Below are 23,614 nucleotides of genomic sequence, written 5' to 3' on the forward strand. Positions count from 1 at the left end.
ACATCGCCGGACGATCGTCATCCATTGAAGGCCTTCAGTCGCAGGACGTGCTGCTCTGTAAAGCTCGACTTCGCCAAGAAGAAGGTGACACTGAAGAATTCCGACGATCCGCGGTACGCCCGGATGCTCTCGTCATTCGCCTATTCGGCTTTCGACGCGGCGCTTGCGTCGGCATGCTGCAGAGGTAGCGTGGCGCATGTCCGCGTCAATCCTGCCTACACCTCGATCATCGGTCGCGTGAAGTTTACTCGTCGCTATGGCTTGAGCGTCCATGTTGCCGCATCCGTTGCCACCGCCCGTCGGGCGATGGGATTCTCCGAGGAACTGCCCCGTTCCTCCGATGGCACGATCACCGTGGCGACGAACGGCTCTGTCCATGTCACCGTCGCACCACCCGCAAGGAAAGACCCCGGGGCCGCAAGCGGCGTCGGCGCGAGGCATGTATGGACAGAGTGGAACGTGCTGAACAAGGAGTACCACCAGAAGGCGCTTGCAGCGCGAAGATCGTCGGGGAAATCCCGACCCGGACGGCGACCCAAGACGTCAGCCGGGCGAAGCGGGACACCGCTTCATGGTCTTTCGGCGGAGGTGGGACGTTCCCGCCGGATGCCGCTTCAGTCACTCGAGCCAGGGGTTGCTCGCGTGCCAGGAAGATTTTCCTGAATTACCAATCGTCACATGGCCTGAAACTAACCTTTCAACCATTCGTGACGAATACCCGGAGCAACTCGAAATCGCCCGGTCATTCCTCAGCAAGGGCATCTCACGGGGATGGTCGCCGGCTACCGAAAGACAGGATTAGGACAAGATAATCGTCCTCACCGCCGTCCGAGAACTAATGGCGACCCTGCTGTCGAATTTACTTGAGCGTCATCGAGATGGGGCAGTGATCGCTCGGCTCGACCTCTGAGAACGTCAGAACCTTTCCGTCTTCAAACTTGTTCGGCTTCCCCTCGCAGGTTTTCAGGTAGTCCGTCGCGAACTCAGATGTCTTCGCTTCGCCGCCCATCGGATATTGCTCCGCCACGATGTCGCTTTGGAGCGCCGGGCCACTGACCACGAAGTAATCAATCTTGGCGTTCGATCGCGGGCTGTAGGGCAGAGGACTTCCTCCGCTTGCCGCGATCTCGGGGAATTTCTGGTTCGCAGCGGCAATAATCGCGCCGCCGCGATTAGGGAATGAAGCCCAGCACTCCCTTGCAGTTGGAACGAATTTCGCATCCGGCGCCACCGCCTTCAGTTTGGCAGCCACATGGTCGCCAGGGTCCAGCAGTTGCCTGTTAAAGTCGCCTGCAACGATGACCTTCTTGCCAGCTTGGCGCTGTGTCTTGATCCAGTCCGCGAGGATGTCGGCCTGCTTCATCAACGTGGCACAATCGTCGGCTTGATCGCCTTCGCCTTCGTTGTCATTGCGCTTGCACGACGCTTTCAAATGAACGGAGAGGATCACAATCTTCTCACCACCATTCTGAAATTCCAGGCCCACGCCGCCCCGGACTGGTCGCGGTGTCTCGTTCGCGCACTCGCTGGTGTGAAGGATCGACAGTTCAGGCAGCTGGACTTCCGTGAATTCGCCGGCACCGTTTCTGAATGCGATGGCGGTGAAGATGTCTTCGACGTCCGACTCGCATCTCGCACTGTTCTCCAGGCAGCGCTTCTCGAAGACAACGGTGTAGCCTTCCCCGAGAATGGCTTTGGCACTCGCAATGCTACCCATTTCCTGGAGGGCGATGATGTCCGGACTAAGCTTTCCGACGATATCGCGGATGTGCTGATATTCGGCTGCGTTTCGTTCGTGCCCTCGAAGGGCGACGCCCGGCCCACTGGCAAGATTTCCAAGGTTCCAGCTTGCGAGTTTCAATTCAGCCGCACCCGCGTCGAACGCAATGAGCGCTGTCGCTGCCAGAAGCGACCTAAGAACGGTTCCCCACATTTCCCATACCCCTCTATGAGATTGCCGTATTGAAGCATATTTCGCGCAGAACGCGAGTCAAATCTGACAAATTGGAAGCAAACTCGCGTATCGCGGATGGGCGGTGCCGGGCAAATAGATGAGGGTGTTGAGGTTGTAACGGTTTTGTCGAAGGCCAGCCGAACCAGAGGCAGCATGCATGTCGGAATCAGCAATCGAATGGCAGATAGAGATAAAGACGCGAAAATGCGGTTCTCTCGTCGATGACGCTTGCCGCTCGATTGACAGGTGACGACAACGGTGAACAGGGGGCAGCCGCCAGCGGTTGACTATTCGTGTCGGTAGCTTTTCCAAGTGCTGGCAAAACGGCAGGACAACCTGTTAAGTGAAGACATTTGCAGATTACCGACTGTTGTTGGTCTTTCCAAGGGGAGTTCGTATGACGGCGACGTCTCTGAGAGTGACTTCGCTCATCGTTTTGACACTTATCCTTGGCGTCGCGACTTGGTGGCTGACAAAGTCTCCGTTGGGGTTGCTGGGTTCGCTCGTTGCGATAATGCTAATCGCGCGGGAGCGCACTTTGCATGTTTTCAACTTCGCGTCTGCAGTCGTTTGCTGTCTCTGCATTGGTCTGTCGTTTGTGCTCGTTAACGTCGCGCGGGACGTTGTGTTGTCCTTGGCATGCTTGTTCGCGATTGCGGTATGCGTTGGGCTTCTTGTCAGCCAGCGCGCCGTCCGGGGTGAGGCCCGAGCACCAGTCACCACCTCAGAAGAACTCGCTCGATCGGGTGGCCCTCCCTCTTTGAGGTCGATTCATCCAACTGATAGGCCAGCCGCCGCGCACGCGATCGCCCGAGCGTTCTGGACCGGGGTTCCGCAACTCATGCATCTGCGACAGCGTCAGCCCGATGGAACTTATGTCTTGTCGGAAACGCGATTAAAGCCCGATTATGAGGCGAAAGTCGAAATGGAGGATTTGAACCCCAAGATCCGGGTGGAGGCCGCGTCCTCCGAAACACCCGACGTCGTCGGCTCCGAGGCGATCAGAGCAGCGAAAATAATCGAAAACCTTTTTGGTAACGGGTGGGCAAACGGTGCTGACGGAAGGGTTATCTATCTTCCCGCGTTCGCTCAGCAGACTTTGGGCCTTACGCCAGATCAGATCAACTCCTCGATTGACGAGGGAGATGTAAGTTGGAAGCAGCTTCTTCATCCGGACGAGTATGAGGATATCGCTGCTAGGTGGCGAAGGTCGCTGCAAACCGGTGAGTTGTTCAGCGCTGAATTTCATATCCGGCGCGCAACAGGTGTCTACGCTTGGGCTAGAAGTGCGGCAAGACCCACATATGATAGTCAAGGCCGGATCACGGGGTGGTATGGCACGTCGTTCGATATCGACGTGTACAAAAAGACTGAAGAGGCGCTCGTTGCGAGAGAACGACAGCTTGAGCAGCTTGTAGGCGCGCTGCCCGCACTCATTTACTGCGCCTTGCCGGATGGGAAACCTGTATATCGAAGCCGAAAACTTCGAGAGTATCTCGGGTTTGGGCTCGAAGATTTGGACCAGCCCGACAAGTCTCGTTTGCAGAGCACTATAGATGAAATCATTCACCCTGAAGACCTGGCGACGGTGAAAGAGCGGTACTCCCACGCACTTCGAACCGGGGAACCTTATCTAATGAGACATCGCATGCGCAGACACGATGGCGTCTATCGATGGGTAGAGACGCGTGCCGAAGCCATGCGAGATAGCGATGATAAGATTGTTCAATGGAACGGAATTTGCCTCGACATAGAGGACCAGGTTCACGCCGATGAAGAACTCCGGCTGATGCAGGAGGAGCTATCCCGAGCCAGTCAGGCCGCGAGCTTGGCGGAATTGTCCGCGTCGATCGCTCATGAAATTGGACAGCCGCTCTCATCGATAATGTCCAGTTCCGATGTTTGCGACCGTTGGCTATCAGCGACACCGCCAAACGTGGAACGCGCACGAATTGCCATCAAGCGAGTGGTTTCCAGCGCGCATTCAGCCACCGATGTGGTGAGCCGCGTACGAGCACTATTCAGACATTCCCAAGAGGCTAGAGATCATGTGTCCCTCGCCAGAGTCATAGAGGAGGCCGCCAGCGTCATGAGCGACGATGCCGCTCGGCGGCGCGTCCAGTTGGGAGTCGAGATCGAGAAAGATCTTCCATCGGCATACATCGACAGTGTTCAAATTCAGCAGGTGTTGATCAACCTCATACGTAATGGGCTCGAAGCTATGGATTTAGTAGAGGCTCCCAAGAAGCTTATTGTTCGTGCGAGCAACTCGTCGGAGCTGATACAAATCGAGGTCATCGACACTGGGCCCGGCATTCAAGCTCCGGCTCAAATATTCGAGCCGTTCTTCTCGACCAAAACCCGAGGAATGGGAATGGGGTTGGCCATTTGCAGAACAATCGTCGAATCCCATGGGGGACGCTTGTGGGTGGACAGCAACCTGCCACAAGGAGCAAAGTTCATTTTTACAATTCCGCATATGCTTGGCTAGCGACGTCGTTTATCGGGGCCCTGTTTCACCAGGAGCTAAGGTGACAAAGGGTGCGTGATTCCGGCCACCAACATTGGCCCTATGCACCATCAAAGGGAGAATAAAGGCCGCCGGGCAGGCACTGGCCCCAAAAATGACCTAAAAATAACCAATTGAAAATATTCGCATTTTCTTGCGCTTCATTTGGCATCGTCTCACGTGGCATACATCACGTACAAGCCGCCCGACATCTCCATCCGTGTCATGGCGCGACCAATATGAAATGGATGCGAGGCGAGTTCAAAGGCTTCAATCAGCCGTGCAAAGATCACTGGATTTTGCGATCCTCCAGCGAGAACATAGATGTCATAGCGCAACCGCATAGCGGAAGCATCGGCTCGATGGCCGGATGGTCGGACCGCTCTGAGCGGGGGTTAAGTGGCGAGCGGACGGTCTCTCACTGCGACAGGGATCTATGGTTTGACGATCGGGGAGGTCATGAGCACTTGGTCACGACCATCTCAACCGCCCGGACACGACCCCACCGATGACGTACGGCAGTTCGATTCACTCGTCTTACCGGGGTCGCCTGGAGTGTTCTTGCTTGCAACGCCGACTGCGACGATCTCAGCAACAAGGAGATGTCATATGTCAGTCAATGGAAGACGCGCGGTTGAGGAAGTAGTGTGGATCGGGTTCGACGGCGAACTTCTTGCGGGCGTGGACGATCGCTTCACCAGGCTTTACACATACACGGATGAAATGACCGGGGAGCGTCGCGTTAGCGATCTGACTGTTGGTGACGAGGGTGTTTCCGATATGGAGTTGAGCCGGGTCGTCGCTCTTGGGTTCGCCACCGCGGAGTACCGCGTTATGTTGAAGCAGGAGGAGAAGAGCGGCTCCCCGATCAAAAGTGAAGCCGAGCTGAATCGACATTTCCAGCTCGAACAGGGCGCGGATACTACCAAGAGGCAAGCCCGAGAAACGCTGGTCGACAGAATTCATGTGACTTCATGGGTGGATGACAAAGGAAACCCGCTGCCCACGGTCATCGATCGTTTCAATTCGCGTTATGCGTGGGTGGACGAAAAATCTGGTGCGATCTTTTTTGATTATGGCCTCGCTGCTTACGGGATTTACGGGATGCCGCTCCGAGATGTCGTCACGCTTGGCTTCAACGCTCAAGAGTACCGAGTGATGATCGAGCATGAAGGAAACAATATCGAACCAATCCAGAGCGAAGAGGAGCTGCAGGCGCTCATGCCTCCGAATTCCCGGGCCTATCCCTAACCAGCGGGCTTCTGGTCCAACGATGAAGCACATGAACGTCAAACACTTGAAAATCAGCGATCTTACGACCAATTGTGGGGGGTAGTAGGCGAGTAAAGCTGATGGAGAACTCGTCAAATTCCCATTGACTTTGCGGGCGCGAGTGTTAGTTATTGATGCAGATCGTTGGACTTTGGGCGTGAGACAGCCAACACCGCCAGGCGTACGTCTGGTCTTCGCGCGAGGCGAGGATAGGGAAACCGAAGAGTTTTGCCCCCAAATCACTCTGTGATTGCTGCGGCCCCGAAAGGGGCCGTTAGTTTTTCTACTCCGGCATCTTTGGCATTTTTCGATGTGACGTGTAATTCCTGTGCGTATGTGTACCCTGCGCGCGAACCATTAGAAGATGGCTGAATCTGACGTCTCCGAATGTGTCCGGAGGCGCATCTGTACACGGATACGCGGTTCGCACTCGCAAGAGGAACTCGTACGGAATGTTTTTCCGAACTGCCTCCAGGCTGAAAACGATTGAATAGAGGATGGTGTCCCCGTTCTCAGTCACCACTGGGACATGCGCGTACCGATCGTCTTTTCGCAAATTCCAAATCCGTTCGCCCGGAAGCTGACTGACAATCTGTGGGAGCACTAGCGACCATCGGTATCTATCGGGGCAGAACACTCCGTAGGGCTCCCTCCTCGCGTCCGGAAAGGCATCTGACGGACTATCACCTTCGACTGGGTCGCGCGTGAAGACGTGGTCCTGGTAGATGACGATAATATTCCGGTTCACGCCCACCGAGTCCGAAGCGACCATGTAGCTTTCAGCAAGGTGACCAAAGCCGAATTTGTTTTCACCGTGAGCATACTCAGGCCAGACGGATTTCATAAAATAGGGGGCGGGCATTGATGCTTTCGGGATCGATTACAAGTGTGAGGGCAATGGTACTTGGCAGGTTTCAACTTGATAAATCGTCAAAGTGCGGCCGGGCGTCAATAGAGCGGCTGGGCCGAGGTCCTGCTGTCCTACGATTTACGTGACGGATCCTATTTCGGTTTCTGCCCTCGCGGTTAGCCTGCAGGATCTCACGAGGTCCTTCTTCCTTGCAAGCGCACCGCCCACCATTCTCTCGAACCAGGGAGAGAACGATGAACCGCATCAAAAGAACCGACGACGCGACGTATGAAGTAATTGGCTTTGAAGTGCGCGGGGCTATCACATCCGACGTGGATGACCGGTTCGGGCTTCTTCCCCGCCTTCGCGATCCGCACACGGGTGAAATCCACTACGGTTTCAATCGAGTGGATGAGGTCGGTGTCACGCAGTTCACTCTTCGAGAAATCTTTGCAATGGGCTTTACGACCGACGAATACGTCGCAATGATTCGTTTCGAGGCCGCGTCATCCTTTGAGGATCACGTGAGATCGGAAGACGAGCTCAATGCGTTGATGGATTCCCAAGCTGCTTGGAAGCGGCGCCCGGCAGATCCGGACGTCACGCGTCCAGTATCCTCAGCGAGAGCATCTGCTGTAGAGCCCTTGGTCGCGGAAAATGAGGAAATTGCAACTCGGTTCGGTCGATAACTCAGCCCTCGATCGATCACCTGAGTCCCTCCATATCATCACGGGCCATGTAAGCGAAGTGTGCTGCCTTGCCGCGAATGCCTCGTATCCGACTCCGCTTCGCTTCCCTTCCCGTTCTTCTCGAACAGCGCCCTTTAGGTTTCCATCCGCCATCGCTTCGATGATTTGGGCAGACAGAGTTGCGTTTTAGCCCCCGCCAGTTGCTGCATTTTAATATTCAACACTCGGTAGCACATTCCATTGACAGGACGTCATGACGAGCGAGGATTACGGACGAATCGTTGGGGGTGCATATGAGATATTGGGGACTTCGACTTCGGCCGAGCGGGGAAGATCGAACACAGGAGCTGCTCGAACAGAACATCGTAGCCATCGGCTGGAGTGATACGCCGACGTTGCTGAACCGCAGGCTTTCAAGAGACGCATTTCGCGAGATACTCAGTGATACGTACCCCGATTTGGATATCCCAAATGCTCTAGCCCATACATGGCGCTTCATTCGCGAGTTCGCGATCGGCGACATTGTCCTCATCCCCGATGGTGATCGCATATATTTCGCCCAAATCGCAGGCGATCCGTACGCTGATCCAGAAGGGGCCAACACCGACACGGTTTTGCGCCGCTCTGTCATTCGGCTCTTCACCGGAATTCCCGTTTCTCGGCAGACGCTACCGAAAGTCTTGCGAGAGGCACTTGGGTTTCGCAGAACGAGCGTCGACCTGTCGGATGTTGAACCGCAGATTTCGGCCTTACTGAAAAAGATGGAGGGTGGTGACGTAAGGCCGCTCAAGGCCATTCAAACGCGCTCCGGAACGGCGACTGCCATGAACGCTTGGCGCCGAGCGTTCACAAAAGTAGGCCGTACCGACCACGGTTTTTCACCGAGCACAATCTGGGTCGAAGAGCTAGGTATCTGGCTGGCGATCGGCGGGTGGGAGCGGGACGGCGAGCACCGGTACTGGACAGGCCTCGGAGACCGATTGGGGAGTAAGAATTCGAGAAACCTCGTTGTCGAGGTCAATCCTCCCGCCAGTGGGCCACCTAGACGCTGGCAGGGTCTCACTGCCAAGAGCGAGGACGGCACCGTTTGGATACTCCATTCCGGTGAGATGAATGTCGGCGGAACCAGGATACAGCTCTCCGACGCACTTGATTTGCCATTCCCGCGAAAGCTGGTGCGCTTCTCTGATGGAGCCATCTACCCCTACTACGTCGTCGCCGAGCTTACTGACGATCCCTATGCGGTGGCGACACAGTCTTCTCGGTTCATGCACGTCTGCGCGAAGATACGCACCCGTGTGACGGACGCCGATAGTCCTGACTTTATAGACGCTCATAGCAAGGCACTCTTGCTGGAGGAATCTCTAGGGTTCACCAGCGTCCCCGCGCAAGGTCCCAAGACGATCGAGCGCGTTCATGCTCGGATTTGGCATGCTGTGCGAAAGGACCTTGAGGCTAAGGGATTCAAAGTTGCCAATCAAAGAGTGGGCTCATTGGGTCCTGATCTCTATACAGTGGGGGGCGGCAAGCGATACCTCATCGAGATCAAGACGGCCTACAGCGCGTCAGACTACATGAAGGCGGTTGGCCAACTGATCGTTTACGAAAAGACGCTCAAGGCTGAATACCGGAAAATCCTCATCCTCCCAAAGGGGCTGGGCATTGCGGCGAGACAGTTGCTCACTGCACTCGATATTGCGGTCGTTGACTATGATGACAGGAAGAGCGGAGCTTTCTTCGATTGGGGCTCTGCATTGGCGAGCTGACCGATGGGCAGGACATAAGGGGCATCTGCAACGCAGCGATTGTTTCTTCGCGATTTCGGAACGCGCTACGTCGCAGGATATTCTCCGCCATCGTCCGCTGACTCTGTGATGAATGCGCCCTTCGACAGCTGACGGCCCCCCAAACCTTCGTTTGGATTACGATCGCCGCGGCGTGGCGATAAGTTTTTCGGGAGCCGTCACCCGCCACATGCGCTCAATCCGGCAGTCGTCGGACGATGCCATCGAACGCTGTGCTCGTGTTGATGCACATCATCATCGCGGGGAGGTCGGCTTTGAATTCAAGCAACACAGGAGTGCGTCATGTCGCAGTCAGAAGTAACACCTCATACCCCAGGCCCGCCCCAAAACAAGATCCCCACGGAGAACGCCTTTCATCCGGGCAAGTCCGGTAAGACTGAACTCGTGCCGTCTCGTTACGCTCTGAAGATTGGCAACATCGATGTTATGGTCGTCAGCGACGGCGTGCTTCCGCTGCCGACCCAGATGATGGGTCACAATGCTGATCCGACCATTCGTGCCAACTGGATGGCGGACATGTTCCTGCCACCGGATTCATTCGACTGGCCGTTGAATGCCGTTGTGGTTCGCAGCGGTGACCAGACCATCTTGTTGGATGCGGGCCTCGGGCTGGACCCGGATTTGCACCTGCCGCGTGCGGGCCAACTCGTTCAGCGTCTCGCAGCCGCCGACATCGATCTCGGTTCGGTGACGGACATCGTGCTCACCCACCTCCATATGGACCACATCGGGGGGCTTCTGGTCGACGGTGTCAAGGAACGGCTTCGTCCCAATCTGAAAATCCACGCGGCCAAGCTGGAAGTCGAATTCTGGAAGGATCCGGACTTCTCGCATACCAAGATGCCTGAAGGGTTCCCGGCAGCGCTCCGAGCGACGGCCAAGCGCTTCCTGGAAGAATACGGCGACAACATCAAGACGTTCGACGAGCAGTACGAAGTCGCACCTGGCGTTATCGTTCGCCGCACCGGTGGGCACACTCCGGGACACGCGGTCATCCGTGTTGCCTCCGGCAGCGAAGCGCTGACTTTCGCGGGCGATGCGGTATTCGCCGTCGGCTTCGAGCAGCCTGACTGGCACAACGGTTTCGAGCACGATCCCGAGGAAGCGGCTCGCGTCCGCATCGACCTACTGCGCCAGCTCGCGGACACACGTGAACTGCTGGTGGCGACCCATCTGCCGTTCCCGTCTCTCGGTCGCGTCGCTGTCTCTGGCGATGCCTTCCGTTGGGTTCCGGTTTTCTGGGACTACTGACGCAATGCAAGACGGGCCGCCTTCAGAGGGCGGCCTTTTTGCATGCGTTGGATCGATGTGAGAAGTTTGGGGTGCCGTATCCGCCAGCCGGATGCCTCTGCCTCAATGCAGTCGATGGATAGGGCGAACTTGACGCACCTGGGCTGAAGTGCCTGAAGCCTGATCGACAGGGACAACGTCTATGACATCGCAGAGTGAGAAGCGGTGAACGGCTCCGCCGGCAACGGCGGTCAGCTTGTCGCCATCCAACGAGAGACTGCTGACTAGCAGATTGCGTTCACTTCCATCGTCAAGTATCGCGATTACAAACATAGCATACTCTGATTGACAAAGCTTAACCTGCCCGAGAAATACTGATTAAATGAGCTTAAGCTTCAATTAATTTGGCATTAAACTGGTTTATTCCGTACTCTTATTTCACCAGTTCGCGCCGGTGGATAGCTAAACGCACGTATAGTTGTTCGCGAAAATAGAGCACGCCATGCGATCAGGCCGGACGCGTAGAGGGCGCGACTTCCGATCCAACGAACGCAATCTACGCCAGGAAGCGCCGGAAGCCTTCGTTGATGCAGTTCTTGAAGTGAGCTCGATGTGATCGGTATGTGGACGTCCGGGGGAAGCGCTGCGCGTTTGCACATAGCTAGCCCAATCGGCTCTCGCAGCATCGGTTCCGTGCTGAGGCAAGCCTTTCCCATCACGAGCCTGATGCCAGCTCCCCGTTGGCAAGAATCGCTTTCGATGGGATCGTCCACCTCGCATTAATCACACGCATCTAGTGTGTCGCCGCAACGTGTTGTAGGTGACATGCTGCGTGGGAATGGGGGCAGCGATGACTAGCACAGCCATACGGCTGACCGAGATCGACGACGATCAGCTGGAAGACTTCATCGACATCTGGGCGGAGAAGAAGTCCAAAGACTATGTCATGGTCGAGCGCCTCGGAAGCGCGAATGACAAGGGCAGGGATGTTGTTGGATTTCTGTCGTCGTCGCGTCACGAAGGTGAGTGGGACCTTTATCAGTGCAAACGCAAGACCCGCAATTCGAAACTCGGCACGGGTGAGGCAACGGCGGAGCTGGGAAAACTTTTCTACCATCACCTGGAAGGTGCCTATGCCACGTTGCCGAGGAAATATGTCTTCGTGTCGCCCCGTGGCATTGTAGGGCCTTTCCTTACGCTTTTACGCAATCCATCGACGTTAAAGGCCCATCTGCTCTCGACATGGAACGAGCATTGCCGCACGAAAATAACACGTCGAAACGTTGTCGAGCTTACTCCTGAGATTAAATCCGCCATCGAAGCTTACGATTTTGGCCAGATCGAGTACCTGACGGCGACGATGATCGTTAAGGATCCTGCAGCGAAGCCCGCCTTGGTTCAAATTCTCAAGGAGCTTCCAGGAGAGGCGCCGGAGGGGGAGGCTCCAGCCAGCATTGCCGAGGAAGAGATGGGCTACGTCACGCAGCTCCGTGCCGTCTACGGCCAGGTGGCTGGAGTAACGTTCCCGTCCATCGACGACGTCTTCGCCGACCCGACATACGGTGAGCACCTAAAGGTCCAGAGAACCAGATTCTATGAGGCTTGCGCGTTTCGCGACTTCCATCGTGACAACACCGCGCAGACGGCGGTCGACACCTTCAAAAAGGACATCTACCATTTGTTGTACGAGGTCTATTACGGGACCCATTCGTCACGGTTTGACCGAGCGAACGCCGTCTTGCTGCACACTGGCGCCGCGCCGGCGGATATTCTCGGAAGATCGGCAAGGGGGCCCGTGAAACAGGGAATGTGCCATCACCTCGTTATCGACGGCAAGATCAGTTGGAATCCATGACGATGCAGTTTGGCAATCTTTACAACTCTCCGCTTGAGGCCGGGATTCGCGCGGTCGTCGTGCTGGAACACCTTCGCCCTCAGACTGCGGATCTCACGGATTTGGTCCTCTATGATCATGTGGTGGTACATGCTGCCGACGTCGGTGGTCCAAAGTCATTGCATGCGAATGTGCCAGATCGGAAGGGAGAGCTACTCGTTCGTCGTGGCCTTGTCGAGGCTGGCCTCGACCTCATGCGCCGATGCCATCTTGTTGAGAAAGTCGGTGGTGAAGAAGGCTTCGCGTGGCGGGCTTCGGACGACGCCGCATCCTATATCGAATTGCTTGAGTCGGGATATTCCGAGGATCTCAAGGAGTGCGCCGCTTGGCTGGCTGACCAGGTGCAGCGCCTGACCAAACCAGGATTCAAGGATCTGGTGGTTGAACGGATCGGGGCGTGGACCGAGCAATTTGCCCATCGCGATGGACGCCACGCATGATCCCCGAAAGATTCGTATTGCGCCGAATGACGTTCACCGGGCCTCAGGTCGCAGTGAGGGATGTTGATTTCTCTGGCGGACTCACGGTTATCTGGGGTGGCTCTCAGGCTGGCAAGTCCTTCACTGTCAAAGCCCTGGACTACATGTTTGGCGGAGGCTCGCCACTGCCAGTCTTGAAGGAAAGCGTCGGCTACGAAAAATGCTGGCTGGAATGGATCTCCCGCGGAGTGGAAGGATGACCATTGCTCGCTCGCTGTCGAGAGGCGCTTTCGAGATATTTGGCGGGTCCGTGAATCCTTCCGACAGCGTAAGGAGCAATCGAGTCCTTAGCGAATCTCGAAACAGCAAATCCGAGAGCCTGTCGGACTTCCTGCTTTCGGAACTTGGCATTGCCAACAAGGAGATCGCGAGCACCATAACTGGTGACAAGAGTGCGTTCACGATACGCCATTTCGCAAGCTACATGTTCACTGAAGAAACTCCGATGATTTCGGAAGCGAGTCCCATCGTCATATCCACCAAGAGCAGTGACACCTTCAACAAGAACGTCCTCAAGTTCATCCTGACAGGGGTGGACGACAGTTCAATCATCAAGACTCCGGATCGCAAGCAGCAGCACCAGGCGAACGCAGGGAAGCTCGAAATTGTGGAAGAAATGCTGAACGCGGCCTATGGCGAGCTGCTAGCGATGTATCCGGGCGTGGATCCTGAAGATCTTGACCTTGAGGCTCAGAACGAGCGTCTCGAGGAGACGCTCGCTTCTTTCCGGGAAAAGGTTGCCCTCGGGCAGGCGAAGCTCGATGGGCTTCTTCAGGAGTGGCGAACGGCATCATCGGAGCGAGACGAATTGAGCGATCGCGAAGGCGAAATAGCGTTGAGCGTAGATCGATTCCGGCTGCTGGCCACCAGCTACGCCAGCGACATAGAGCGTCTTATAGCCCTCGAGGAGGGTGCCGCCGCGCTGCTCGCCGGGTCCAAGCGCACTTGCGTCGTATGTGGCGCGGATCCAGAGCATCAACACGCCGATCACGGCTTTGAAGCGGTTGAGACGTCGCAGTTCGCCGTACAATCCGAACTCCGCAAAGTGAGAGCGGAGAGTGCGGGCCTTGGAAGTGCGGTCGCTTCGCTTCTTGCCGAACGCACGGGTCTTCAACGGCGGATTTCCATTCTGGTTGCTGCCTTGGAGGCGAAGAGCGCAGATATCCGGGCTGCCAAGCTCGTCGAGTCCACGGTACGCGAAGAATATGAGTCCATCGATCGGGCCAGAACCAAGTTGCGGGACGCGATGTCGATCGAGCGGCGCATACGAGGGTTGAAACTGCGTCATGCAGAGCTGTCAAAGTTCAAGGCGAAGTCGGTCCCGAGGGGGAGCATCGTGGTCGGGGTTGGTACGGTCGTGGGCGACCAACTCGCTGAGGCAGTCGAGAAAATCTTCCATGCTTGGCACTATCCGGGCAATCCTCGCATAGCTTTCAACGAGCGCACCCACGATGTGCTTCTCAATGGCACGGAGCGCAACAGCAACGGCAAGGGTGTGAGGGCGTTGATGAATGCCGCCTTCAAGATCGGAGTGATGGATGTCTGCAGGCAGCGGGGCTTGCCGCATCCGGGCGTGATCACGCTTGATAGCCCGCTGCTGAGTTATCGAGATCCCCTGAGGTCGCGGCATGGCGAGCTATCGGAGGACGAGAAGGCGGTGAAGACGGCTGGTCTGAAGGGCCATTTCTATGAGTATCTTATTCGCCGCTCCGATGCAGCACAGTTCATCATCGTCGAGAACCAGGATCCTCCATTCGTTTTCCCGGGCAGCGTCAGGGAGCATGTGTTCGCCGGGGAGCATTCGACAGAAGGTCGAAGCGGGTTGTTCTGAGCGGCTCGCCCGCATGAGGCTATCCGACCGTTGTAGGTGCCCAAACGCAAGTATAGTGATCTGAGAATGCGGAACGCGCTATTCTCTCACTGTCGATATCGCGATCCCCTCCCAGCGATACCGACTTGACAGCATCCTCGGTTCTCCTCCCCCTCGCCGAGGATTTGCGGACGCCACGTCCGCCAGGTGGGCCGTCTTCCGCGGAGACGGCCCCCTTTTTTCGTTAGCTGAGTGGCCACGCAATACGCACCGAAGCGGGCGTCAGTCTGTGAAATTCCTGGACTCGGTGACAGCCAGCCATTTGGCGGTGTCGAGTGCACGAAGACGTTCACCTTCACCGACGCGCTTAATGGCGTGATGGCGTCGCTTCCGAGCAGCAGATGATGTGGCAGCTCGGCGCTCAGCGACATGTCAAAGATCGATCGCGCGCATTTGTCCGGTCGCCGGGTTCATGACCGATTATCATTTTGCCGAACTCGATGTTGAATCCTATCGTCTCGGCATGTTTCGGGAGCAGTTCCGGCGGGTGTCGGAGCGCGGTGGCCGTCCAGTTCGTCCTGAGAGATCCTCGTTCAAGAGAAACCACGCGGATACCCAGTGGTTTCACCTTTGCGCCAATGCCTCCGAGAAGCCACCGACCGAGAGCAACGCCGCGGAAGCCTACCGCCGGGCCATCCTAGTAGCGGTATCTCATGGTGAGGCCAGCAGTCCTCACATAAGGCGGACTATGGAGTTTCCCGATGCGATCACCCGCCTTCAGCTGGAAGAGTGCGAGGCAATTCGCCGACAACTCGACGTGCGACGGCAAGATTAACGTTGACCGGTCGGAGTCGGTCACGTCGATCGTCCAGGAAGATCTGACTGCCGTGTCCATCAGGAGGATTCTGACCTCGCTGTGACCGAGCCACTCGCCGAGCTTCTCCGGCGTCCACTCCCATTCCAGAGCGCAGGCGCGGCTGGCTGCTTCACGGCGATATTGCGGTCCGAGCAATACCCCGCTTACCCACTCGCCGCCAGTAAGCGCGACTGGCCCAGGGCCTTTCGCGGACCATTTTGCACGAAGTCCTGCAGGTGGTGCCGGCTGCAATTCTGCCGGATAGGCAACCAATGCCTCTACGAGTTGCTGATCTTCGATTGTAGGGGTGTACTGGATTAACATGAGAAAGGTCCGGACTATTCGCGCGAAGAACGGTACGCCGCCAAGCCTTAACAATTCGAGGCCGAGAAGCTGCTGACAGTAAAAGGCAGAGAAGAGGGCCGCGCAGGGAACGTGCACGCGCGGCCCGCTGTGTCATCGCTTAAGGTTTACGAGGACGTCCAGAATGTCGGATCCGGTCTGGAAAACCTTGGAGTTCGCCGTGTAGCTGCGCTGGGCTTCGACCATCGTGGTCAGCTGGTCTGCGAGATCCACGTTGGAGGTTTCCAACGAGCCGGAGTTGATGACACCCAACCCATTGGTCTGAGGGAAGCCCGTGACCGTCACGCCGGAGTCGCCGTTTGCCGAATAGACGTTGCCATTGAGCGGGGTGAGCAAATCCGGGCTCGGCACTGTTGCGAGCGGGATCCGGTAGATCGGCTTGGGATCTCCCGACTTGTACGTCGCGTAGACCGTACCATCCTTGTCGATCTTGATGTCCGTCACCGCACTCGGGGCTTGACCGTTCAGCCTGCCGTTGCCCGAATAATCCGCGGCCACCTGCGACATCTTGCTGAAATCCATCTCAATCGTGTTGCCAGTCGTCGGATCGTTGATGGTAACGTCACCAGTGCTCGTCTGCTTGCCGTTTTTGTCAAAGGTCAGCGTCTGCACCGCAACCGGGCCAGTCGAATAAGGGAACGGGCTGTTGCCAGCCGCGGCATCCCCATTGCGGTACATCGCCACTTCCCAGCTGGCGTCGACGGGAGGCGACGCGGTCGGGTCGCCGGACGACGTCTTTGTGAAGTAGAGGTCATACATGACCGTGTTGCCAAGGTTGTCGTATCCGACAACGGACATCTTCTTCGTGTCGGGGCTGGTGTTGGAGGGGTCGTTGTCGCTCGGTAGCGTATCGGTGCCTGTGGGCGCGACCTTGGCATTGGAGTTGAGGTTGCCCTCGAAAGTGCCGGAGGTTGAAGGCTTTGCCACCAAGCCGCCGAGGTTCTTGAGGTTGATCGGAACGAGGCCGTCGAACCCATTCACCACGACGGCAGGTGCGCCTGACGTATAAGGGTAGCCCATGAGTGTGAAGCCGGCCGAATTCTTCAGGTTGCCTGTGCCATCTGGAAGGAAATCACCAGAGCGGGTGAGAACGGTGGTCCCATCGTCCGACTGGACGATGAAGAAGCCATCTCCCTTGATGGAGAGATCGCTGCCAGAGGTCGTCGCAACGTAGTTGCCTTCCTGTGAAATGGAATAGCGCGTCGTGCTCTCGACGCCGCCGGAGTTGTAGTTCCCGGAAGAGCCAGGCATGACAAGGCTTGAAAAGGCGACCGAGGCGCTCTTGTAGCCGACAGTGTTTACGTTCGCGATATTGTCAGCAACGGTGCTCAGCCTGTTCGCCTGGGCGTTCATGCCGGAAATTGCCGTCTTCATGCTGCCGAAAATGCTCATTCGGATTCTCCAATTGATAGTGCTCTTGGGTCAGGTGTTTGGTGTTATCGGTTGGGATTACGCAGGCGCTCGGCGTAATCCGGGTCGAGATGGCCGACGCTCACGGGAAAGATCTTTTCCAGGCCGCCGCGAAGACCACCCTCATCGACCCAACCTTTTCCTTCTGCGTCGATCGCGGACCACTTGCGCTCGTTCGCCTTGGCGTCGTTGGGACGGTTATCCTGTTCGGCGAGACGTGCCTGGCCATCGAGGAATTCCTGCTTGGTCACCTTTCCGTCATTGTCCGCATCAGCCCAGTCCAACGACTGTTTGGCCATCCGGGCGTGGAAGTCGGCGGCAAGTTCCTGATCCGAGCGGACGGCAGGCGCTTTCTGAGGTGCCGCACGCGACACATCCAGCTTCTCGTCTGCAACCGACGGGGACTTGTTGTGGGCCTTGGGCGTGAAGAGGCTGTAGATCGAGTTGTCCTGTCCAACTTTCATGGGAGCGCGGTTTCCTTGCTGTTGATGCGGTGGATGCGCTCAGGCTGGGCAGGTGGGCTTGCTTCAAACTTGCCGAAAACGAGTATTGCGGCGCTGCGTTACAACTGCAACCATATGCAACATTTTGGTGTGTAAATTGGCGCTGGTTGTGCCTGAGGCGCCTTCGGATCGCGCTTTGGTGAGCAGTGAATGCGACCGGATGCCCAACCAGCGTATAGCTGTACGCGACGCGAGTCGGGTGGCCTACTGACGCCCACTGAAACGAGACGGTAGGATCATGACCGAGAAAAAGCTCACGACCGCGGCTGGCGCGCCGGTCCCCGACAACTTCAACATTGAGACGGCCGGACCGAGAGGGCCAGCGCTGCTGCAGGACATCTGGCTGATCGAGAAGCTTGCGCATTTCGACCGCGAGGTAATCCCCGAACGCCGCATGCATGCCAAAGGGGCTGGTGCATATGGAACCTTCAAGGTCACCGGGGACATCACCGGATATAGCAAGGCTGCACTGTTCGCCGCTCCGGGCAAGGAGACGCCCATATTCATCCGGTTTTCGACCGTTGCCGGAGAGCGCGGCGCCGCCGACGCGGAGCGCGACATTCGTGGGTTTGCGATCAAGTTCTATTCGGAGCAGGGAAACTGGGATCTGGTCGGAAACAACACTCCGGTTTTCTTCTTCCGCGACCCTCTACGGTTCCCGGACTTGAATCATGCCGTCAAGCGCGATCCTCGGACGGGGATGCGCAGCGCCGAGAACAATTGGGACTTCTGGACCCTGCTGCCGGAGGCCTTGCATCAGGTCACCATCGTTATGTCCGACAGGGGTATCCCCAAGACCTTTCGGCATATGCATGGCTTTGGCAGCCACACGTTCAGCATGATCAATGCAGCCAATGAGCGCCATTGGGTGAAGTTCACCCTGAAATCTCAGCAGGGCATCGAAAACCTGTCGGATGAAGAATCCGCACAACTCATCGGCCGCGACCGCGAGAGCCATCAGCGGGACCTTTTCGACAGCATCGAGCGAGGAGAATTTCCGCGCTGGAAGATGTTCATCCAGGTAATGTCGGAAGACGCCGCGAGGAAACATCGCCACAATCCATTCGACCTCACCAAGGTCTGGCCGCATGCCGAGTATCCGCTCATCGAAGTGGGAGAACTCGAACTCAATCGCAATCCTGAGAACTTCTTCGCGGAAGTCGAGCAGGCGTCGTTCACCCCAGCGAACGTCGTGCCGGGGATCGGCTTCTCGCCCGACAAGATGCTGCAGGCACGGCTGTTCTCTTATGGAGACGCAGCACGCTACCGCCTCGGCGTGAACCACCACCAGATTCCGGTCAACGCGCCTCGGTGCCCTTACCATTCCTACCATCGCGACGGCGCCATGCGCATGGATGGAAACTATGGCGCGCAGACGAGCTACGTGCCGAACTCATCTGGTGCCTGGAGCGAGCAGCCTGATTTCAAGGAGCCGCCCCTAGAGCTGGCAGGTGCCGCCGGCCGCTTTGATCACCGGATCGACGAGGACTACTTCGAGCAGCCAGGCAACCTCTATCGACTGATGTCGGAAGAGCAGAAGTCGGCGCTCATCGAGAACACTGTCCGCGCGATGTCCGGCGTTTCCGATCCCATCAGGGAGCGCCACGTCGAAAACTGCCGGCGCGCGGACGCTGACTATGGGCGTCGGTTGGCTGCTGCGTTGCGTCTCTGATCCAATACCCGGCTCGCACGCATGCGGGCGCGAATGGGTTGAGAGTTGGGCGCGCTGTGGCAGGTACGGCGCCCAGCGATCAGCTCGTGGGCGAGGGGCGGCGCCGTAACGCGTTGCCGCTCCTCGACCACTCAGAGAGGTCTCCGCTCAAAAGGACTCAGGGATGATCATGGATGAAATCTCCGAAAATTTCTCTGGCGGCCACCACATGGTGGCATTGGTCGCAGACCCGGCATTAGCGACCGCAGGGCCGCTTGCCGCTCGCCTCAACGAGGCCGGATGCGGGGTCTTGACGGCCAGGACGCTTGCGGAGGCTGGCGAGATCGTCACGCACCATCGCCTTGACTACGCTCTGCTCGAACTCCGGCTCGACGGAGTGGATGCGCTGGACTTGGTGCGCGCAATCAGGGTTCTAAACCCGTTGGCCCGGATTATCGTGCACACGTGGTATGCCGACGTGAGCGCGGCAGTTGCCGTTACAAAGGCCGGGGCCGACGATCTGCTGCCCAAGCCGCTGGATCCAGAATTCGTTGCGGATTTCCTGATTTCGGGGATCTCCGAGGATGTCTCGGACACCGAGGGTGTCCGGCGCCAGCACATCGAAACCATCTTTGCAGCGTCAGGTCGAAACGTGTCGCTGGCGTCGAGGAGGCTTCTGCTGAACCGACGGTCGCTGCAACGTCTGATCAAGCGCTATGACGAGTCTCCTAGGACTGAGTCCTCAGATCTTTCGTCCGCGATCGAAACTCTGAGATTCGACTGAAAGGCAGGATTCTCGGATTGTCGCAGATGACGGGGAACCTGGCGATGACGACATGTTCGATCTGACCCCCAGCTTCCGTCTGCCCTGACAGCACATGCTCTCGACGCCTGTCCTTCATCAGGGCTCGCTCGTAAGAGCGAACCAAGCGATGATTGAATCTCGCAAACCGAGCCGGACTGGCTTCAAGATACGCAAGGTCGAGGAAATTGTTTTTGCACTGGATGTTCCAAAGCACGCCGTCGCCCGCCGCGATGACATCGAACTCATGACGGTCGATGCGCTTGATGTCCCGGATCTCATATCCTTGCCTTTCCAGGCAAGCAGCCACTGCCTTCTCGAATATGAAACCGGACCTGATCTGGAAGCGCTTGATCCGGTCCAGACTGCGCGCGCGCCAATGATAGGCGAAGCGGCTGAGAAGCGTGATGCTCGAGGAGAGGGTATCGTCGACGCGCACGAACGGCGCGTATGTCTGGATGCTTTCGGCATACGAGGTGCCTCGAAATACGAGTGCATTCTGTAGATCCGGACTTATATCCATCCGCTTGAAGAGCGTCTCCATTTCCCTTACGCGCATCTTGATCGAGAAGTCGCGGTCGACGAAATTTCGCGAGATGTTCCGGATTAGTGCCGCAGCGCGCCCGAAATTTGTCATGGAGAGATCGAACTCCGCGTAGGCGGCCTCAAGAAGCAGCAGGTCATTTCGAAGCTCGGCAGCCGAAAAAAGGCGGTCGGCTCTCAGCTTCTCCGCCCGGGCAAAAATCGCATGGCCCTTTTCGTCCAACTCCATCTCCGTGATGCGTGACCGTTCTGGCTCCAGAAACTGATCATCCAAACTTGCGAATTCGCTCATCCCAAAATCGTCGATGCCGAGCTTCTTCATCGCTGCGCCGACTAGCAGCGCGTTGTGGCACGTCGTTAGCTGGATCGCATGAATCTCTATGACCGGGAAGAAAACCAACACCGGATCCAGGGAGCTGACGACCGTGCTGCCGATACAGGCGTTCGGCATGCAATGCAGCAGGGCAACACACGCGCGACGCCGGGACTGCAGGTAGCCAACGGCGGTCGACAGAGTGCTGAAGGCCGAGGCGAGTTGCGGGAAACCCTTCTGTCGGAACGACACGCCCAATGCGCTAAGTTGCATCATCAGACTTGCGAAGCGATCGGCGAATTCGTCGTCGAATCTTTTCGCGAGGCCGCGCCTGACCCGGCGCAGGGGTTCGGAGGAGGAGGTGAGTTGAAGAATTCGAAGGCTGAAAAGCTCGGCTTTGAACTCCTCGTCCCAGTCAACCGTCATCAGGTTCACCGTCTCCTCGATGGACCTGATCGTAGCCAACCACTCGGAAATCGCCGATTTCCGCTCGTACGTCGACAAGAGCTTGGCGACCGATCGCTCCTGGAACTCGATCCCCTTCATCAGCAGTTCAGGCGGAGAGGAGGGGCCAAGGGTTTCCGTCATGATCGCTTCCCATATCGCCGGGCCGTGCCGACGCATCACATCCATATAGCAATGGCGTGCGCTCAGGAAACACCTGTAGGTAAGCCGCAGGCCCAGTTCCGGTCATTCGCGAGAAAAGCGCGGCAACTCTCTCTGCCTTCTGTGAAAAACTGTTTTCTGTTCTTGACTTGTTCCGAAAGTGGCTTCAAATCTCGGTGCGGAAATCTACGGAGCGACCGAATGAGCAATTTGGAGTTACGCGAGTTTCATTCCTTTCTCGAAGGCGTCATCGAAGACTCATCTCGGGAGAAGCGGTTTTCGATCGAAAAGGTCGTGGCCACTGTCCTGTCGAGACATGCAGGCCGCCTAGACAAGATCAAGGACGAAGTCATGGTCCTTGGCCTCAGGGCTCTTATCCGAAACAATTGCCGTGCAAAGGTCATCACGGCACATGATGGACCAGACTTGTTCGGCAATTACGGTGTCGGCAAGCGTGTCTCAGTGCGTTACCTGGACGAAAACGGGAAGACGCGCTGGGACAAAAAGCTCCGCTCGGAGCTTTCATTTGACGATCTCGACGGGATCATTGCCCGTTTGGATGGAGGTCCGCCGAAGCAGTCGCGGGACCGCAAGGACTACGACGACATCGCTCGCCGGGCAGCTCCATATCGTGGTGTTGCGGAGACGATTGGCGAGGCGTTGGAAATGGCGGAACGAGACGAGCTGCCTTAGCCGGCAGGCAGCGTGAACGAGAACTGCGCTCCGTGAGGTGATGCCTGCTCGACCCATAGGCGACCATCATGGGACTCGACGATCGAGCGGAAGATGGCGAGGCCCATTCCCATCCCCTTGTCGCCCTTGGTGGTGAAGAATGGCTCGAACACGCGCTCGGGAAGTTCCACACCGGAGCCGCCGTCGGCCACATCCACACGGACGAGGCCGTCGACGCGCTGCGCACGGATGCGAAGTGTCCTTTCGCCTTCGACGGCGTCCATCGCCTCCATCCCGTTGCGCATCATATTCGTCAGTACCTGCTGAATCTGGATCCTGTCGATCACCACCAACCGGAGATCCGCTTCGGTGCTAACGAGGACGCGTACCCTTCTGCGCGCTGCCTCGTCTGCCAGGAGATCACGAGCCTCGCCAAACACGGCTGCCAAGCCCGTAGGATTCCTCGAATCCGCAGCGTGTCGAAACAGTGCTCGTACGCGCTTCACCGTTTCGTCCGTCGTTCCCGCGCTTCTGATAACTCGGATCAGGGCTATGCGGACCCGCTCGTGGTTTGGCGGCTCGGCATCCAGCCAGGGCTGGGTGGCGTCCGAGCTTTTCGAAAAGATCAAGGACAATCGCTGGGGCGACTACGTCTCGCGCATCCTAGATCACGCCAAGCTTAATTGCCTTAGCGACAGCCTGGGTTCGGTTGATCGATTGGAGCTTTCGCATCGCTGACTTCAGGTAGTCGTTGACCGTGTGGCTGGACAGCGAGAGGATAGCCCCGATGTCCTCGCTGCTTTTGCCAGCCGCCGCCCAATAAAGGCAGTCCGTCTCCCTCTGGGAGATCTCCGGAAAGGTTGGGAGTGACGCCTGGAAAGCGGCAAGATGCTCCATCGATTCAAGTATCATCAGGCCGATGGCCTGGTCGCTGGCCGCCGGACGTGGGCCAGAGATCGCGAACGCATATTGATGCCTCGCGGCCGTGAACAAGGTGAATGCGACGGTCCAGCCAAAGTCCGCAATGGTCGCATCAAAAAGCTTCAGGCCGCGCAGGGTCTTCGTCGAGGATTTGAATTCACCGAAGCAACGGTGATCGCTTCGGATGTCCAGCTGAGAATAGGAATGGAGCAGGGGAGAAGGCCAATTCGTCGCGAGGAGGTTTTCACCGAGTGGAGCGATTCCGCAGCCGGGATACCGACACACCAGATAGTGAGAAAAGGCAGACTCTTCGGTCGTCTTCTGCATGCGACTGCGGAAAGTCAACTTCGCGTCTTCGACGATCGCCATAGCGCGAAACTGCATTCTTCACCTGGTCGCTGGAGTAGTTCAGAGTCGTCTTAAGGACCCGCAGTCGTCTACGTTGCGGCGCGAAACTTGCAACCTATACCGAGGTTTATGTT

Annotated in this window: 19 protein-coding genes; 12 read left to right on the forward strand and 7 right to left on the reverse strand. The window is 57.3% G+C overall.

From position 1 onward, the window contains the following. Nucleotides 1–859: 859 nt before the first annotated feature. On the reverse strand, nucleotides 860–1,933 hold the full coding sequence (locus AB4Z25_RS24875; RefSeq protein ID WP_442209798.1) for an endonuclease/exonuclease/phosphatase family protein: 1,074 nt from the start codon (nucleotides 1,931–1,933) through the stop codon (nucleotides 860–862). Between the two features lie 862 nt (nucleotides 1,934–2,795). On the opposite strand from AB4Z25_RS24875, the gene AB4Z25_RS24880 reads away from it, so the two are divergent. Beyond that, entirely contained in the window at nucleotides 2,796–4,445 is a 1,650-nt protein-coding gene (locus AB4Z25_RS24880; protein WP_442209800.1) for a PAS domain-containing sensor histidine kinase, read from the forward strand. 194 nt (nucleotides 4,446–4,639) lie between these two features. Here AB4Z25_RS24880 and AB4Z25_RS24885 read toward each other — a convergent pair whose 3' ends face one another. After that, on the reverse strand, nucleotides 4,640–4,807 hold the full coding sequence (locus AB4Z25_RS24885; protein ID WP_442209802.1) for a hypothetical protein: 168 nt from the start codon (nucleotides 4,805–4,807) through the stop codon (nucleotides 4,640–4,642). A 265-nt stretch (nucleotides 4,808–5,072) separates the two neighbouring features. On the opposite strand from AB4Z25_RS24885, the gene AB4Z25_RS24890 reads away from it, so the two are divergent. The 8 genes from AB4Z25_RS24890 to AB4Z25_RS24925 all read left to right on the forward strand — a co-directional run bounded on the left by AB4Z25_RS24890 (nucleotide 5,073) and on the right by AB4Z25_RS24925 (nucleotide 15,327). After that, nucleotides 5,073–5,714 carry a hypothetical protein gene (locus AB4Z25_RS24890; protein ID WP_442209804.1) on the forward strand — a complete coding sequence of 214 codons (642 nt, stop codon included), beginning with the start codon at nucleotides 5,073–5,075 and terminating at the stop codon, nucleotides 5,712–5,714. 1,125 nt (nucleotides 5,715–6,839) lie between these two features. Continuing rightward, the gene (locus AB4Z25_RS24895) at nucleotides 6,840–7,274 is read left to right on the forward strand and encodes a hypothetical protein (protein WP_442209806.1); all 435 of its coding nucleotides are present in this window, start codon (nucleotides 6,840–6,842) and stop codon (nucleotides 7,272–7,274) included. Nucleotides 7,275–7,567: 293 nt separating this feature from the next. Continuing rightward, a complete protein-coding gene (locus AB4Z25_RS24900) occupies nucleotides 7,568–9,040 on the forward strand; it encodes a hypothetical protein (RefSeq protein WP_442209808.1) in 1,473 nt (490 codons plus the stop codon). Between the two features lie 321 nt (nucleotides 9,041–9,361). Next, complete coding sequence (locus AB4Z25_RS24905) at nucleotides 9,362–10,330, forward strand: MBL fold metallo-hydrolase (protein ID WP_442209810.1); 969 nt, start codon at nucleotides 9,362–9,364, stop codon at nucleotides 10,328–10,330. Between the two features lie 829 nt (nucleotides 10,331–11,159). Beyond that, nucleotides 11,160–12,164: an ABC-three component system protein gene (locus AB4Z25_RS24910; protein ID WP_442209812.1), complete on the forward strand. Its 1,005-nt coding sequence runs from the start codon at nucleotides 11,160–11,162 to the stop codon at nucleotides 12,162–12,164. Beyond that, nucleotides 12,161–12,643 carry an ABC-three component system middle component 2 gene (locus AB4Z25_RS24915; RefSeq protein WP_442209814.1) on the forward strand — a complete coding sequence of 161 codons (483 nt, stop codon included), beginning with the start codon at nucleotides 12,161–12,163 and terminating at the stop codon, nucleotides 12,641–12,643. The genes AB4Z25_RS24910 and AB4Z25_RS24915 overlap by 4 nt, the downstream gene beginning before the upstream one ends. Nucleotides 12,644–12,878: 235 nt before the next feature. Continuing rightward, the gene (locus tag AB4Z25_RS24920) at nucleotides 12,879–14,513 is read left to right on the forward strand and encodes a hypothetical protein (protein ID WP_442209816.1); all 1,635 of its coding nucleotides are present in this window, start codon (nucleotides 12,879–12,881) and stop codon (nucleotides 14,511–14,513) included. Between the two features lie 451 nt (nucleotides 14,514–14,964). Next, on the forward strand, nucleotides 14,965–15,327 hold the full coding sequence (locus AB4Z25_RS24925; RefSeq protein ID WP_442209818.1) for a hypothetical protein: 363 nt from the start codon (nucleotides 14,965–14,967) through the stop codon (nucleotides 15,325–15,327). A 477-nt stretch (nucleotides 15,328–15,804) separates the two neighbouring features. On the opposite strand, the gene AB4Z25_RS24930 is transcribed toward AB4Z25_RS24925, so the two are convergent. Both AB4Z25_RS24930 and AB4Z25_RS24935 read right to left on the reverse strand, forming a co-directional pair. After that, complete coding sequence (locus AB4Z25_RS24930; protein ID WP_442209820.1) at nucleotides 15,805–17,103, reverse strand: flagellar hook protein FlgE; 1,299 nt, start codon at nucleotides 17,101–17,103, stop codon at nucleotides 15,805–15,807. Between the two features lie 44 nt (nucleotides 17,104–17,147). After that, nucleotides 17,148–17,585 carry an EF-hand domain-containing protein gene (locus AB4Z25_RS24935; protein ID WP_442209822.1) on the reverse strand — a complete coding sequence of 146 codons (438 nt, stop codon included), beginning with the start codon at nucleotides 17,583–17,585 and terminating at the stop codon, nucleotides 17,148–17,150. 277 nt (nucleotides 17,586–17,862) lie between these two features. Here AB4Z25_RS24935 and AB4Z25_RS24940 point away from each other — a divergent pair, with 277 nt between their 5' ends. Then, complete coding sequence (locus tag AB4Z25_RS24940) at nucleotides 17,863–19,296, forward strand: catalase (RefSeq protein ID WP_442209824.1); 1,434 nt, start codon at nucleotides 17,863–17,865, stop codon at nucleotides 19,294–19,296. A gap of 163 nt (nucleotides 19,297–19,459) precedes the next feature. Next, complete coding sequence (locus tag AB4Z25_RS24945; RefSeq protein WP_442209826.1) at nucleotides 19,460–20,059, forward strand: response regulator; 600 nt, start codon at nucleotides 19,460–19,462, stop codon at nucleotides 20,057–20,059. Here the strand turns inward: AB4Z25_RS24945 and AB4Z25_RS24950 are convergent. Further along, the gene (locus tag AB4Z25_RS24950) at nucleotides 20,004–21,521 is read right to left on the reverse strand and encodes a hypothetical protein (RefSeq protein WP_442209828.1); all 1,518 of its coding nucleotides are present in this window, start codon (nucleotides 21,519–21,521) and stop codon (nucleotides 20,004–20,006) included. The two genes, AB4Z25_RS24945 and AB4Z25_RS24950, sit on opposite strands and share 56 nt — an antisense overlap. Before the next feature lie 219 nt (nucleotides 21,522–21,740). Here AB4Z25_RS24950 and AB4Z25_RS24955 point away from each other — a divergent pair, with 219 nt between their 5' ends. Continuing rightward, nucleotides 21,741–22,232, forward strand: a complete 492-nt coding sequence (locus AB4Z25_RS24955; protein ID WP_442209830.1) for a hypothetical protein — start codon at nucleotides 21,741–21,743, stop codon at nucleotides 22,230–22,232. Here the strand turns inward: AB4Z25_RS24955 and AB4Z25_RS24960 are convergent. Together AB4Z25_RS24960 and AB4Z25_RS24965 are read right to left on the reverse strand one after the other, a co-directional pair. Further along, nucleotides 22,229–22,561 (reverse strand): sensor histidine kinase, encoded by a 333-nt coding sequence (locus AB4Z25_RS24960; protein ID WP_442210004.1) that lies wholly within the window; start codon nucleotides 22,559–22,561, stop codon nucleotides 22,229–22,231. The two genes, AB4Z25_RS24955 and AB4Z25_RS24960, sit on opposite strands and share 4 nt — an antisense overlap. Nucleotides 22,562–22,874: 313 nt before the next feature. Beyond that, nucleotides 22,875–23,501, reverse strand: a complete 627-nt coding sequence (locus AB4Z25_RS24965; protein WP_442209832.1) for a response regulator transcription factor — start codon at nucleotides 23,499–23,501, stop codon at nucleotides 22,875–22,877. Nucleotides 23,502–23,614 lie beyond the last annotated feature (113 nt).

Source organism: Rhizobium sp. RAF36 (assembly GCF_052114105.1).
Classification (GTDB): Bacteria; Pseudomonadota; Alphaproteobacteria; order Rhizobiales; family Rhizobiaceae; genus Rhizobium.

Coding starts and splice junctions, on each gene's coding strand:
- AB4Z25_RS24875 (WP_442209798.1), bottom strand. CDS start 1,933: ATGTGGGGAACCGTTCTTAGGTCGCTTCTGGCAGCGACAGCGCTCATT.
- AB4Z25_RS24880 (WP_442209800.1), top strand. CDS start 2,796: ATGCATCTGCGACAGCGTCAGCCCGATGGAACTTATGTCTTGTCGGAA.
- AB4Z25_RS24885 (WP_442209802.1), bottom strand. CDS start 4,807: ATGCGGTTGCGCTATGACATCTATGTTCTCGCTGGAGGATCGCAAAAT.
- AB4Z25_RS24890 (WP_442209804.1), top strand. CDS start 5,073: ATGTCAGTCAATGGAAGACGCGCGGTTGAGGAAGTAGTGTGGATCGGG.
- AB4Z25_RS24895 (WP_442209806.1), top strand. CDS start 6,840: ATGAACCGCATCAAAAGAACCGACGACGCGACGTATGAAGTAATTGGC.
- AB4Z25_RS24900 (WP_442209808.1), top strand. CDS start 7,568: ATGAGATATTGGGGACTTCGACTTCGGCCGAGCGGGGAAGATCGAACA.
- AB4Z25_RS24905 (WP_442209810.1), top strand. CDS start 9,362: ATGTCGCAGTCAGAAGTAACACCTCATACCCCAGGCCCGCCCCAAAAC.
- AB4Z25_RS24910 (WP_442209812.1), top strand. CDS start 11,160: ATGACTAGCACAGCCATACGGCTGACCGAGATCGACGACGATCAGCTG.
- AB4Z25_RS24915 (WP_442209814.1), top strand. CDS start 12,161: ATGACGATGCAGTTTGGCAATCTTTACAACTCTCCGCTTGAGGCCGGG.
- AB4Z25_RS24920 (WP_442209816.1), top strand. CDS start 12,879: ATGACCATTGCTCGCTCGCTGTCGAGAGGCGCTTTCGAGATATTTGGC.
- AB4Z25_RS24925 (WP_442209818.1), top strand. CDS start 14,965: ATGACCGATTATCATTTTGCCGAACTCGATGTTGAATCCTATCGTCTC.
- AB4Z25_RS24930 (WP_442209820.1), bottom strand. CDS start 17,103: ATGAGCATTTTCGGCAGCATGAAGACGGCAATTTCCGGCATGAACGCC.
- AB4Z25_RS24935 (WP_442209822.1), bottom strand. CDS start 17,585: ATGAAAGTTGGACAGGACAACTCGATCTACAGCCTCTTCACGCCCAAG.
- AB4Z25_RS24940 (WP_442209824.1), top strand. CDS start 17,863: ATGACCGAGAAAAAGCTCACGACCGCGGCTGGCGCGCCGGTCCCCGAC.
- AB4Z25_RS24945 (WP_442209826.1), top strand. CDS start 19,460: ATGATCATGGATGAAATCTCCGAAAATTTCTCTGGCGGCCACCACATG.
- AB4Z25_RS24950 (WP_442209828.1), bottom strand. CDS start 21,521: ATGACGGAAACCCTTGGCCCCTCCTCTCCGCCTGAACTGCTGATGAAG.
- AB4Z25_RS24955 (WP_442209830.1), top strand. CDS start 21,741: ATGAGCAATTTGGAGTTACGCGAGTTTCATTCCTTTCTCGAAGGCGTC.
- AB4Z25_RS24965 (WP_442209832.1), bottom strand. CDS start 23,501: ATGGCGATCGTCGAAGACGCGAAGTTGACTTTCCGCAGTCGCATGCAG.